Origin of the sequence: Methylobrevis pamukkalensis (genome assembly GCF_001720135.1) — a bacterium.
In the GTDB taxonomy this organism is placed as follows: domain Bacteria; phylum Pseudomonadota; class Alphaproteobacteria; order Rhizobiales; family Pleomorphomonadaceae; genus Methylobrevis; species Methylobrevis pamukkalensis.
Map to the genome: position 1 here is coordinate 1 of NZ_MCRJ01000126.1, position 11,792 is coordinate 11,792.

At 67.9% G+C, this 11,792-nt stretch carries 12 protein-coding genes and 1 pseudogene; 4 read left to right on the plus strand and 9 right to left on the minus strand.

Annotated features, from left to right (window positions below):
- Positions 1-110: 110 nt before the first annotated feature.
- The 8 genes and pseudogenes from mnhG to A6302_RS17205 form a co-directional block, all read right to left on the minus strand.
- A complete protein-coding gene (mnhG, locus tag A6302_RS17170; protein ID WP_069308065.1) occupies positions 111-458 on the minus strand; it encodes a monovalent cation/H(+) antiporter subunit G in 348 nt (115 codons plus the stop codon).
- The gene (locus tag A6302_RS17175; RefSeq protein ID WP_069308066.1) at positions 455-802 is read right to left on the minus strand and encodes a cation:proton antiporter; all 348 of its coding nucleotides are present in this window, start codon (positions 800-802) and stop codon (positions 455-457) included. Before A6302_RS17175 ends, mnhG begins: the two co-directional genes overlap by 4 nt.
- Positions 799-1,275, minus strand: coding sequence for a Na+/H+ antiporter subunit E (locus A6302_RS17180; RefSeq protein ID WP_069308067.1), 477 nt, complete (start codon positions 1,273-1,275; stop codon positions 799-801). The genes A6302_RS17175 and A6302_RS17180 overlap by 4 nt, the downstream gene beginning before the upstream one ends.
- A complete protein-coding gene (locus tag A6302_RS17185; RefSeq protein ID WP_069308068.1) occupies positions 1,272-2,861 on the minus strand; it encodes a Na+/H+ antiporter subunit D in 1,590 nt (529 codons plus the stop codon). Before A6302_RS17185 ends, A6302_RS17180 begins: the two co-directional genes overlap by 4 nt.
- Positions 2,862-2,866: 5 nt before the next feature.
- Positions 2,867-3,244 carry a Na+/H+ antiporter subunit C gene (locus A6302_RS17190; RefSeq protein ID WP_069308069.1) on the minus strand — a complete coding sequence of 126 codons (378 nt, stop codon included), beginning with the start codon at positions 3,242-3,244 and terminating at the stop codon, positions 2,867-2,869.
- A gap of 2 nt (positions 3,245-3,246) precedes the next feature.
- A pseudogene (locus tag A6302_RS17195) lies at positions 3,247-3,665 on the minus strand (Na+/H+ antiporter subunit B).
- Positions 3,662-6,037 (minus strand): putative monovalent cation/H+ antiporter subunit A, encoded by a 2,376-nt coding sequence (locus A6302_RS17200; protein ID WP_069308070.1) that lies wholly within the window; start codon positions 6,035-6,037, stop codon positions 3,662-3,664. Before A6302_RS17200 ends, A6302_RS17195 begins: the two are co-directional and overlap by 4 nt.
- 300 nt (positions 6,038-6,337) lie before the next feature.
- Positions 6,338-7,048: a GNAT family N-acetyltransferase gene (locus tag A6302_RS17205; protein ID WP_069308071.1), complete on the minus strand. Its 711-nt coding sequence runs from the start codon at positions 7,046-7,048 to the stop codon at positions 6,338-6,340.
- A 127-nt stretch (positions 7,049-7,175) separates the two neighbouring features.
- Here A6302_RS17205 and msrB point away from each other — a divergent pair, with 127 nt between their 5' ends.
- Complete coding sequence (gene msrB, locus A6302_RS17210; RefSeq protein ID WP_069308072.1) at positions 7,176-7,595, plus strand: peptide-methionine (R)-S-oxide reductase MsrB; 420 nt, start codon at positions 7,176-7,178, stop codon at positions 7,593-7,595.
- 15 nt (positions 7,596-7,610) lie between these two features.
- On the opposite strand, the gene A6302_RS17215 is transcribed toward msrB, so the two are convergent.
- The gene (locus tag A6302_RS17215; RefSeq protein WP_069308073.1) at positions 7,611-8,024 is read right to left on the minus strand and encodes a DUF3830 family protein; all 414 of its coding nucleotides are present in this window, start codon (positions 8,022-8,024) and stop codon (positions 7,611-7,613) included.
- A 224-nt stretch (positions 8,025-8,248) separates the two neighbouring features.
- Here A6302_RS17215 and A6302_RS17220 point away from each other — a divergent pair, with 224 nt between their 5' ends.
- The 3 genes from A6302_RS17220 to A6302_RS17230 all read left to right on the plus strand — a co-directional run bounded on the left by A6302_RS17220 (position 8,249) and on the right by A6302_RS17230 (position 11,762).
- Complete coding sequence (locus A6302_RS17220) at positions 8,249-10,321, plus strand: S9 family peptidase (RefSeq protein ID WP_069308074.1); 2,073 nt, start codon at positions 8,249-8,251, stop codon at positions 10,319-10,321.
- Between the two features lie 96 nt (positions 10,322-10,417).
- The gene (locus A6302_RS17225; protein WP_069308075.1) at positions 10,418-10,876 is read left to right on the plus strand and encodes an Rrf2 family transcriptional regulator; all 459 of its coding nucleotides are present in this window, start codon (positions 10,418-10,420) and stop codon (positions 10,874-10,876) included.
- A complete protein-coding gene (locus A6302_RS17230; protein ID WP_069308076.1) occupies positions 10,866-11,762 on the plus strand; it encodes an NAD(P)/FAD-dependent oxidoreductase in 897 nt (298 codons plus the stop codon). The genes A6302_RS17225 and A6302_RS17230 overlap by 11 nt, the downstream gene beginning before the upstream one ends.
- Positions 11,763-11,792: the final 30 nt, after the last annotated feature.

Here is an 11,792-nt window from a genome sequence, read left to right on the forward strand (position 1 = left end):
ACTCACGGTTGCCACCAGCGCAATGCAGATATGCAGGTTCGACATTCCGTTACGACAACCCGGACCATGACGCCGGGCTTGCAGCCGCCGTTTTCCGGGCCCGTTGCCGGTCAATGGAGGGCGTCGACCCCCGAGGGACTGTCCGGTTCCATGCGGGTGGCCGGGGCTGGCGGATAGCCGGCGAGCAGCGCGGCCCGGGCGAGGAGATGCGCGGAGATCGGCGCGGTCAGCATCAGGAACATGACGGCGGCGATCGCCCGGATCGCGACGCCGAGATCGGCGGCATAGACCGCCACCGCGACCAGCGCGAAGCCGGAGCCGAGCGTCCCGGCCTTGCTGGCCGCGTGCATGCGCGTGTAGACGTCGGGAAAGCGCAGCAGGCCGAGGGCACCCGCCACGGCGAAAACGCCGCCGGCGAGCAGCAGAAGCCCCGTGAGGATGTCGAGAAGACCGGTCATTTGCCGATGCCCTTTCCGGCAGGGGTCACGGTGTCGTCGCCGCACTTGTCATCGACCGTTTCGCCCACCTTGCCGCGACGCTGGATGAAGCGGGCGAAGGCGACGGTGGCGAGAAAGCCGACGAGACCGAGCGCGATCGCGATGTCGAGATAGAGATAGTAGCCGCTCTGGATGCCGATGAGCGCGATGAAGCCGATGGCGATGCCGACCAGCAGGTCGAGGCCGACGATCCGGTCGGGCAAGGTCGGGCCGCGCATGATCCGCACCACCACCATGAGGAAGGCGATGGCGAGAAGCCCGAGCGTCACCATGATGCAGACATGAAGGAAACCGGCCGTCGTCATCGGAACGCCTCGATGATCCGTGCCTCGAAGCCGTCGCGGATGTCGGCGATCACCGCCTCCGGGTCCGGCGCGTCGATGCAGTGGATGTGGATGAAGCGCCGGTCGTCGGAAACGTCGATCGACAGCGTGCCCGGCGTGAGCGTGATGAGATTGGCGAGCAGCGTGATCTCGAAGTCGCGCTGCACCGTCAGCGGAAAGGCGACGAAGCCCGGGTTGAGCGGCATCTGCGGCCGCACGACGATTCTCAGAACCCGGACGCCCGACATCAGCAGTTCCCAGAAGAACAGCATCGCCAGCGACAGGATCTTCCGGGCGCGCGTGAAATACTGGACGGTGCCGATCGACTCCCGCACGATCAGCAGCGTCAGCAGCGACAGCACGAAGCCGAAGACCAGATTGGGCAGCGTGTAGGAGCCGGTGATGGCCGCCCACAGCAGGGCGAACAGGATGTTGGAGAGATAGTGGGCCTTCATGGGGCGCCTCCGAAGACCGCGCCGATGTACTCGGCCGGGTCGATCAGGCCGGAGGCCGCGATCGTGGCGAGCACGTGCAGCGGCGCCGGGAACAGGCCGAGCAGGATGATGGCGAGGGTCAGCACCAGCAGCGGCACCCACAGCGACAGGCGGATCTCGAGGGTGCCGAGCGGCGTCGCCGTGAAGGCGGACGTGCCGTCGGCGACCGTCTCCGGCCCGCCGCGCAGGAAGGCGAACAGCCAGACGCGGCCGACCGCGAGCGTCGTCAGGAAGCCGCCGACGAGGATCGAGGCGGCAAGCCATCCGGCGCCGGCCTCCAGCGTCGCCTCCACCAGCATCAGCTTCGGCCAGAAGCCGGAGAAGGGCGGCAGGCCCGCGACACCCAGCGCAAGCACCAGGAACACGCCGGCCAGCAGCGGGCTGGCGCCGTAGAGCCCGCCGAGGCGGCGCAGGTCGAAGCTGCCACCGCTGCATCGCGCCATCACGCCGGCCGCAAGATAGAGCGCGGTCATCACGATGATCGAGTGGACCGCGTAGAACAGCGCACCGGTCACGGCCTTCTCGCTCGGCACCGCGAGGGCCGCCAGCATCGCGCCGATGCCGGAGATGATGAGATAGCCGAGCATCCGGCGCAGATCCGACTGGGCGAGCGCGCCGAGCGCACCGACGAGGATGGTCAGCGCCGCGACCCAGGCGGCGATCCCGCTCCAGGCCGCCGCCTGCACCGGCAGCAGCAGCACCAGCGTGCGCAGCAGCGCATAGACGCCGACCTTGGTCAGGAGGCCCGAGAACAGCGCGGAGACCACCACCCGCGGCGTGTGATAGGAGGCCGGCAGCCAGGTGTTCACCGGAAAGGCCGCCGCCTTCATGCCGAAGGCGAGGAAGAACAGCGCCGCAATCCCGATCAGCGGCGTGTCGGCCGGCAGCGTCGGCGTGATCCGGGCGATGTCGGCCATGTTGAGCGTGCCGAGCGTGCCGTAGAGCAGGCCGGTGGCGATCAGGAACAGGGTCGTCGCGACGAGGTTCAGCAGCGCGTATTTCACCGCGCCGTCGATCTGCGCCTTTTCCGATCCCATCACGATCATGCCGAAGGACGAGATCAGCAGCACCTCGAACCAGACGTAGAGATTGAACAGGTCGCCGGTCAGGAAGGCGCCGGACACGCCGCCCATCAGCAGCAGCAGGAAGGGATAGATGCCGTAGCGCCGCTCGGTGGTGTTGAATTCGGCCCGCGCGTAGATCGCCCCGAACAGCGCGACGAAGGCCGCCGCGGTGGCGAAGATCACCCCCATGGCGTCGGCCTCGAAGGCGATGCCGAACGGCGGCAGCCAGCGGCCCATCACCATCACCACCGGCCCCTCGGCCAGCACCTTCAGCAGCAGCGCCACGTCGACGAGCAGCAGCAGGGCGAGCGCGGTGATCGCGATGGACGGCTGCACGCCGATCCGGCGGCGCAGCGCCAGCGCCAGCGACCCCGCGGCGAGCGGGATCACTACAGGCAGGATCACCAGCCAGTCGGAGAGCGGGGTCGGCACGGTGATCATCGCCAGCGCGAGATCGACCTCGGGGCCGTTTGCGGTTGCCATGCGTGTCAGTATCCCGTCGGCGGGCCGGCTTCGCCGAGCGGCTCGGCGATGCGCATCTGGTCGGTGTCGTCGGTGCCGAGTTCCTGATAGGCGCGGAAGGCAAGGACGAGCAGGAAGGCGAAGAAGGAGAAGGAGATCACGATCGCGGTCAGGATCAGCGCCTGCGGCAGCGCGTTGGCGGTCACCCCGTCCGGCACCATGGCGTCGCCGGCGATGATCGGCGGCACCTCGCGCGTCAGGCGCCCGCAGGTGAACAGCAGGAGGTTCACCGCGTTGCCGAGAATGGCCACGCCGAGCAGGATGCGGATGATCTGCTTCGACATCATCAGGTAGAGGCTGGCGGCAAAGAAGGCGGCCACAAGGCCGGCGATGGCGGCTTCCATGGTCACTCCTTGTCGTATTCCTCGAGACAGAGCGCGATCGAGGTGATCGCGCCCGTCACGACGAGGTAGACGCCGATATCGAAGATCATCGGGGTGGACAGGGCGACTTCGGCCCCGAAGATCACCGGGAAGACCCACTGGCTGGTCATGAACGGCTGGCCGAAGGCCATCGACAGCATGCCGCTGAGCGTTGCCGTCAGCACGCCGCGCCGGCAATCGTCATCGGATGGAAGTAGAGCGAGCGCCGCACGACATCGACGCCGCTCGACAGGCCGTAGATCGCGAAGGCCGAGGCGGCGATCAGGCCGCCGATGAAACCGCCGCCCGGATCATTGTGGCCGCGCAGCAGCACGTAGACCGAGAACAGCAGCATCAGGCTGGTCAGATACGGGGCGACCGTGCGGAAGATCACCGTGTTCATGAGCGGACCCTCGGATCGGTGGCGTCGGGCGCGGCCCGTTCTTCGGGCACGACCGCGATCCGGGCGCGGCCGCTGATGCGCACCAGCGCGAGGATCGCGAGGCCGGTGATCATCACGACAGTGATCTCGCCCAGCGTATCGAGACCGCGGAAGTCGACGATGATCACGTTCACGATGTTGCGGCCGTGGGCGATCGTCAGGCTGTAGGCGTCGAAGAAGTCGGTGAGCTTGCGGTTGAACGGCACCTGCGTCACCGAAAGCAGCAACAGGCCGAAGCCGGCGCCACCCGCCACCGCGATCGTGCCGTCGATCAGGCGCTGGCGCGTCGGCCGGTGGTCGCGTTCGGCGACATTGAGCCGCGTCATCACCAGGGCGAGGATCACGACCGACAGGGTCTCGACCATGAACTGGGTGAAGGAGAGATCCGGCGCGCCGAACAGCATGAAGATCAGGGCGACTGCAAAGCCCTGGATGCCGAGCGAGACGATGGCGATGAGACGCGTGCGCGCCCGCAGCACCGCGACGAGGCCGAGCAGGGCAATCAGGAAGATCGTGCCCTCGTAATAAGTCAGGTCGATGCCGGTCGGCATCGACGGCAGCGTGCCGTAGGCGATCATCGGCAGCAGCAGGGTCGCCACCGTGAGCACGATCACCGTCGTGAGATAGACCTCGAGGCGGCCCGGCTGCAGCAGGCGCGTCAGCCGCGTCGCCCCGGCGACGGTCAGCGCCACGAACTGGTCGAAGCCGCGGTCCGGCCCCCAACCGATGGCCGAGACCAGATGATCGATCCGGCTGCGCAGGACGTCGACGACCCGGTAGGCGGCAACGCCGAGGCCGATCGTCACCAGCGAGAGCAGCAGCGCCCAGCCGACATATTGCGGGATGAGATGGAGTTCGCCCGTCACCGGCTGCCCGTAGACCGCGGCGGTCATCGGCACGATCAGCGCATCGCCGGTCCAGCCCACCGCCAGCGCGGTCAAGAGAGTGGCCGCGCCCAGCACCACCGGCCCCAGCCACAGCGAGACCGGTCCCTCATGCGCATGTTTCGGCGTGTGCACCTGCGGACCGAGGAACGGCTTGAGGGCGACGGAAAAGCCGACGACGAACATCAGCACGTTGCCGGCGACGGCGACGATCACCAGCAGCCAGCTGACATCGACGAGGCCCTCGTAGAGCACTTCCTTGGCGATGAAGCCGATCATCGGCGGCAGGCCGGCCATGGAGATGGCGGCGACGAGTGCGGCGCCGAAGGTGATCGGCATCGCCTGGCGCAGTCCGCCGAGCTTGCGGATGTCGCGGGTGCCGGCCTCATGGTCGACGCAGCCGGCGACCATGAACAGCGCGCCCTTGAACAGCGAATGGGCGAAGAGATAGAGCACCGCGCCCTTGATCGCGATCTCGTTGCTGGTGCCCGTCAGCATCACCAGCAGACCGAGCGAGGCGACGGTCGTGTAGGCGAGCATCAGCTTCAGGTCGGTCTGGCGCACGGCGAGAAGGGTGCCGACCAGCAGCGTGACGCCGCCGAACAGCGGCAGCACCGTCATCCACAGGTCCGTGCCGCCGAGGACCGGCTGCGTGCGCATCAGGAGATAGACGCCGGCCTTCACCATCGTCGCCGAATGGAGATAGGCGGACACCGGCGTCGGCGCCTCCATGGCGTTGGGAAGCCAGAAGTGCAGGGGAAACTGCGCCGACTTGGTGAAGGCGCCGCCGAGAACCGTGAGGAAGATCGGCAGGTAGAGCGCCGAGGAGCGCAGCATGTCGCCGGTCAGCAGCACCTGCGACATTTCCTTCGTGCCGGTGACGGCGGCGATCAGCAGCACGCCGGCCATCAGGCTGAGGCCGCCGGCGCCGGTCACCAGCAGCGCCTGCAGCGCGGCGCGGCGCGAGGCCCTGCGGGTGTGATCGAAGCCGATCAGCAGGAAGGAGGTGATCGAGGTCAGTTCCCAGTAGATGAACAGGAGGATCAGGTTGTCGGCCAGCACCAGGCCGAGCATCGCGCCCATGAACATCAGGATGTAGGAATAGAACCTGCCCTGCTGCGCATGGCCCTTCAGGTAGCCGCCCGCATAGATGACGATGAAGGTGCCGATGCCGGTGATCAGCAGGGCAAAGAGCAGGCTCAGCCCGTCGATGAAGTAGGAGAGCCGGAAGCCGTAGGCGGGCATCCAGTCGATGCCGACGGTGACCGCATTGCCGGCCGAAACGGCCGGGATCAGGCTGCAGAAGCCGACGAAGATGGCGAGCGGGACCAGCGCGAGCAGCCAGCCGGCGAGCGGGCCGAGGAGGCGATGAAGCAGCGGGGCGACGAGAGCCGCCAGAAACGGGGCGGCGGCGGCAAGAAAGATCCAGTCGTGGGCGTCGCTCGTCATCAACTCGCTCTCGTGGTCCGGCCTTGCCAGGGCTCGTCGACAGCCGCGGGACGCCGAATCTGCGTGGGCAGGGTTCGTACGTCAGACCTAGCCGGACGATTCGTGCTGGGCAACAATCCTTCGGGAGTCTTGTCCCATAAAACGATCAAGGAATTGTCAATAAGGCGGGCGCGTGCGGGGGTTGACGAGCGGCTATCTGCCCGCCCCGCGCGCCGATAGACTGCTCACGGACATGTTCGACTGGGTCTATGCCTCGTCGCGGCCGCCCATACCGGCGGTTCCTGCTCCCGCTGCACGCGTTCAACGCGGACCCTGAGCCCGCAGCGGCGCGATCTGCCGGCCATCGGCATCGAAATTCTTCGCGTCGAGCCAGGCCCGAAAGGCGGCGGCGATCGCCGGCCATTCGCCGTCGAGGATCGAGAACCACGCGGTGTCGCGGTTGCGGCCCTTGTAGACCGTCGCCTGCCGGAAGATGCCCTCGAAGGTGAAGCCGAAGCGCTCCGCTGCCCGGCGCGAGGGCGCGTTGAGGCTGTCGCACTTCCATTCGTAGCGCCGGTATCCGAGTTCGTCGAACACGCGGGCCATCATCAGATACATCGTCTCGGTGGCGTGGGCGGTGCGCTGCAGGCGCGGCGAGAACATGATGTAGCCGACCTCGATCACCCCGGCGGCCGGGTCGATCCGCATGTAGCTGGCAAAGCCCACCGCCTCGCCGCTCGCCACATCGACGACCGCGTGGAACATCGGGTCACGGCTCGCCTCGGCCCAGGCCAGCCAGGCATCGAACGCACCGCGTTCGGGAAAGGGACCGATGTTCATGTAGGTCCAGTTCCGGCCCTCCGGGTCGAGCGCGAAGGCGGAGAACAGGGCGTCGCCGTGGGCCGCGGCCGACAGCGGCTCAAGGCGCACCAGGCGTCCGCTCATCGGCGTTGCCGGCGGCCATGGCGCCGGCGCCCAGTCCGGCAAGGCATCGCCGATCGGCTGGCCGAAGTCGTTGGTCCGTGACGTCATGGGCCGCTTCCCCTCCCCTGCCGCCGCGAGGCCTGTCACGCGGCGCCGTTTCCCGCATCCCCGCATTGCCGAACCGCCGGAAAACACCATATCACGCGCAGACACCAAGGACTTGCGAGGGAGTGTCATGACCGACCGGCCAACCACCAAGATCACCCGTTCCGACGCCGAATGGCGGGCCATGCTGAGCCCGGACCAGTATCGCGTCACCCGCGAGCACGGCACCGAGCGCGCCTTCACCGGCCCCTACTGGGATGCAAAGACCCCCGGCATCTACAATTGCGTCTGCTGCGACAGCCCGCTGTTCTCGTCCGAGACCAAATACGACTCCGGTACCGGCTGGCCGAGCTTCTACGCACCGTTGCGGCCGGAGGCGGTCGAGGAGCATTCCGACCGGTCCTTCTTCACCCGCCGCACCGAGATCCGCTGCGCGGCCTGCGACGCCCATCTCGGCCACGTCTTCCCCGACGGGCCGGCGCCGACAGGCCTGCGCTACTGCATGAACGGCAACGCCCTCGCCCTTGCGCCGGTCACGCGCCAGGGCTGAGGCCGCGTCGCGCGATCAGGCGAGTTCGAAACGGATCGGCTGGGCACCCTTCCACAGCGTCATCTTGCCGAGCTCCGTCACCTTGTCGAGGTCGGAGCTGATGGTGATGAAGTGGTTGCCGGCCAGCTGGCCCATCTTGCAGGCAAAGTGCACGCCGCCATAGGCGAGCAGGATCTCGGTCTCGCTGATGCCGCCCGGATAGAGGATGATCTGGCCCGGCGCGGGATAGCTCGTGTGGTTCTCGTAGCCGACGTCGAAATTCATGTCGCCGAGCGGCATCCACACGCCCTCGCCGCTCCAGCGCACATGCACAACCTGGCTTTCGAAGGGCAGGCGCTTGAGGAACGAGGCACAGGTCGCCGGTGCCTTCTCGGTCTCCAGCCGGGCGTCGAAGGTGTAGGGGCCGGCCGTGATCTTGAGCTTCGTCATTCCTGCTGTCTCCCTGCCGGCATGATCCGGCCCGTGATGCGATTCGCTGCGCTCACTTTACGACATCCGTACCGGATCGAGAGGGCCGATCAGGCGCTTCCGCCCGGTGCTCCCCTTGCGCGGCGGCCGTGCGGGTGCGATCTCTCCGCTCCCGTGTCGCGCCATGTCGTCCGGGCGCCAAGCCCGCCCCAGCCCCAGTCTCAGCCAACAAGGTCGCCCGTCCGATGACCCGTTCCGCCGCCCCGCTCACGCCGCCGCATGCCGAGAAGCGCCCCGTTGTCCGTACCGTCCACGGCATCGAGATCACCGACGACTACGGCTGGCTGCGCTCGGCCCGCTGGCAGGAGGTGTTCCGCGACACGAGCCTGCTGGAGCCCGACATCCGAACCCATCTGGAGGCCGAGAACGCCTACACCGCCGACTGGCTCTCCGACACCAAGGCGCTGCAGGACACGCTGGTCGCCGAGATGCGCGGCCGCATCAAGGAGGACGACAGCTCCGTCCCCGCCCCCGACGGCCCCTGGGCCTACGGCACCCGCTACGAGCAGGGCGCCCAGCATCCCAAACTCGTGCGCAGCCCGCGGGAGGGCGGCACCGAGGAAGTGCTGATCGATGCGGACCTGCTGGCCAAGGGCAAGGACTATTTCAAGCTTGCCGGCGCCTCGCACAGCCCGGACCACAGCCGCCTTGCCTGGGCCTATGACGACAAGGGCTCGGAATACTACACGCTGAAGTTCCGCGACCTTGCCACCGGCGCCGACCTTGCCGACGAGATCCCCTCCACCGCCGGCGGCGGCGTGTGGTCGGCGGACGGACGCCACGTGTTCTATGCGGTCCTCAACGAGAACCACCGCACCGAGAAGATCTTCCGCCACGAGGTCGGCACCCCGGTGGAGAGCGACGTGCTCGTCTACCAGGAGAGCGACCCGTCCTTCTTCCTTGGCGTCAGCAAGACCCAGTCCGGCCGCTTCATCGTCATCGACATCCATGACCACGAGACGTCGGAGCTGCGGGTGATCCCGGCTGACGATCCGCTGGCCGAGCCGAGGCTGATCGCCCCGCGCGAGACCGGCGTCGAATACGGCCTCGACGACGACGGCACCGCCACCTTCCTGATCCTCACCAATGCCGACGCGCCGGACTTCAAGGTCGTCACCGCCCCGGTCGCCGATCCCTCGCGCGCCAACTGGCGCGACTTCGTTCCCCACCGCTCCGGCCGGCTGATCCTCGGCATGACCGTCTACCGCGACCGCATGGTGCGGATCGAGCGCGAGGACGGCCTGCCGCGGATCGTCATCCACCAGCTGTCGACCGGCGAGGAACACGCGATCGACTTTGCCGAGGAGGCCTATTCCCTCGGCATGATGGACGGCTTCGAGTTCGAGACGTCGATGCTGCGCTTCACCTACTCGTCGCCGACTACGCCCTCGCGCGTCTACGACTACGACATGGCCACCCGCGAGCGGGTGCTGCGCAAGGAGCAGCAGGTGCCCTCCGGCCACGATCCGGAGGCCTATGTCGCCCGCCGCCTGCAGGTGCCGGCCGCCGACGGCGAGATGATCCCGCTGACGCTGCTCTACGCCAGGGACACGCCGCTCGACGGCTCGGCCCCCGTGATGCTCTACGGCTACGGCGCCTATGGCATCGCCATGACCGCGTCCTTCTCCACCAGCGTGCTGTCGCTGGTCGACCGCGGCTTCATCTACGCCACGGCGCATATCCGCGGCGGCAACGACAAGGGCGACTACTGGTACCGGACGGCGCGCAAGGGCGGGAAGACCAAGACCTTCACCGACTTCGTCGCCTGCGGCGAGCATCTCGTCGCCGAGGGTCTGACCACACGCGGCCAGATCGTCGCCATGGGCGGCTCGGCCGGCGGCATGCTGATGGGCGCGGTCGCCAACATGGCGCCGGACCTCTTCGGCGGCATCATCGCCGTCGTCCCCTTCGTCGACGTCTTGAACACCATGCTCGACGACACACTGCCGCTGACCCCGCCCGAATGGCCCGAATGGGGCAACCCGATCACCAGCGAAGAGGATTTCCGCAACATCCTCGCCTATTCGCCTTACGAGAATGTCGCGGCGCTGCCCTATCCGCCGGTGCTGGCGATCGCCGGCCTCACCGACCCGCGCGTCACCTATTGGGAGCCGGCCAAATGGGTCGCGCGCCTGCGAGAACTGACCACCGGTCCCGGCCCGGTCCTCCTCGACGTCGACATGACCTCCGGCCACGGCGGCGCCTCCGGCCGATTCGACGCCCTGCGCGAATACGCCGTCCGCTACGCCTTCGCCTGAAGATCGCCGGCAAGGTGTGAGTCTGCGCCGGCCTGAAGCCCCCGCCGGTGCGGCGGGGGCTTGACGTTTGCGCTTTCATGTATCATTTGAAGTTACATGAAAAGAGACAGCCGCCTGTCGGCCACCCTGCATGCCCTGCTGCACATGGCCGACCACACCGCCCCGGTCACGTCCGAGGTGCTCGCCAAGTGCATGTCGACGAATCCCGCCGTGGTGCGCCGGACCATGGCCGGCCTGCGGGAGGCCGGTCTGGTGACCTCCGAAAAGGGGCACGGCGGCGGCTGGCGTCTTGCCCGCGACCTGACGGCCGTCACGCTCGCCGACATCTACCGCGCCCTCGGCACGCCCGAGATCTTCGCGATCGGCAACAAGACCGAAGATCCGGTGTGTCTGGTCGAGCGCGCCGTGAACCATGCGCTTGGCGACGCCCTCGCCGAGGCGGAAACCCGGCTCCTGCAGCGGCTTGGCGAGGTCACCCTCGCCTCCCTTGCCGACGAACTGCGCCGGCATCGATCCTCAGTCCACCAACACGGAGGCCCGGACCATGCGTCATGACGCAGTCATCATCGGCGGCAGCTACGCGGGGATGTCGGCTGCCCTGCAACTGGCTAGAGCCCGCCGCACCGTCCTCGTCGTGGATGCCGGCCGGCGCCGCAACCGCTTTGCCCATGCCGCGCACGGCTTTCTCGGCAGCGACGGCGAGGCCCCCGGCGCGATCGCCGAGCGGGCCCGCACCCAGTTGCTTCGCTATCCGACCGTGACCTGGATCGAGGGCGACGTGTCCGGTGCTCACCCCATCGATGACGGCTTCCGTGTCCGGGTCGAAGGCGGCGACACCCATGAGGGCCGGCGCCTCGTCCTTGCGACCGGTGTGGTCGACACGCTGCCCGAGATTCCCGGCCTTGCGGAACGCTGGGGCCGGAGCGTGTTCATGTGCCCCTACTGCGACGGCTACGAACTCGATCGGGGTCCTCTAGGCGTCCTCGCCACGGCGCCGATGTGGTTTCATCACGCGATGCTGATCCCCGAATGGGGGCCGACCACGCTCTTCACCAACGGCGCCTGGCATCCGGACGACAGCCAGAGGACCGCCCTCGCGCAGCGCGGTGTCAGCGTGGTCGAGGATCGTGTCCTTGCCGTCGGCGGCGAACGCGCGACCATGGAACTGGAAGGTGGGCACTCCATCGATCTTGCCGGCCTCTTCCTCATGCCCCGCACACGGATGGCGAGCACCGTCGCGGCCGACCTTGGCTGCGACATGGACGAAGGGCCGATGGGGCCGTTCATCCGGACCTCTCCCATGAAGGAGACCAGCATCCCCGGCGTCTTTGCCTGCGGCGATGTCGCGCGGGCGGCTGGTTCGGTCGCGCTCGCGGTCGGCGACGGCGCCATGACGGGCGCGGCGACGCACCGCTCGCTGATCGAGGCATTCCACGCCTGACCCTTCGAGCCCCGCAAGCCCTCTCGCCGG

Coding starts and splice junctions, on each gene's coding strand:
- mnhG (WP_069308065.1), bottom strand. CDS start 458: ATGACCGGTCTTCTCGACATCCTCACGGGGCTTCTGCTGCTCGCCGGC.
- A6302_RS17175 (WP_069308066.1), bottom strand. CDS start 802: ATGACGACGGCCGGTTTCCTTCATGTCTGCATCATGGTGACGCTCGGG.
- A6302_RS17180 (WP_069308067.1), bottom strand. CDS start 1,275: ATGAAGGCCCACTATCTCTCCAACATCCTGTTCGCCCTGCTGTGGGCG.
- A6302_RS17185 (WP_069308068.1), bottom strand. CDS start 2,861: ATGGCAACCGCAAACGGCCCCGAGGTCGATCTCGCGCTGGCGATGATC.
- A6302_RS17190 (WP_069308069.1), bottom strand. CDS start 3,244: ATGGAAGCCGCCATCGCCGGCCTTGTGGCCGCCTTCTTTGCCGCCAGC.
- A6302_RS17200 (WP_069308070.1), bottom strand. CDS start 6,037: ATGACGAGCGACGCCCACGACTGGATCTTTCTTGCCGCCGCCGCCCCG.
- A6302_RS17205 (WP_069308071.1), bottom strand. CDS start 7,048: ATGACGTCACGGACCAACGACTTCGGCCAGCCGATCGGCGATGCCTTG.
- msrB (WP_069308072.1), top strand. CDS start 7,176: ATGACCGACCGGCCAACCACCAAGATCACCCGTTCCGACGCCGAATGG.
- A6302_RS17215 (WP_069308073.1), bottom strand. CDS start 8,024: ATGACGAAGCTCAAGATCACGGCCGGCCCCTACACCTTCGACGCCCGG.
- A6302_RS17220 (WP_069308074.1), top strand. CDS start 8,249: ATGACCCGTTCCGCCGCCCCGCTCACGCCGCCGCATGCCGAGAAGCGC.
- A6302_RS17225 (WP_069308075.1), top strand. CDS start 10,418: ATGAAAAGAGACAGCCGCCTGTCGGCCACCCTGCATGCCCTGCTGCAC.
- A6302_RS17230 (WP_069308076.1), top strand. CDS start 10,866: ATGCGTCATGACGCAGTCATCATCGGCGGCAGCTACGCGGGGATGTCG.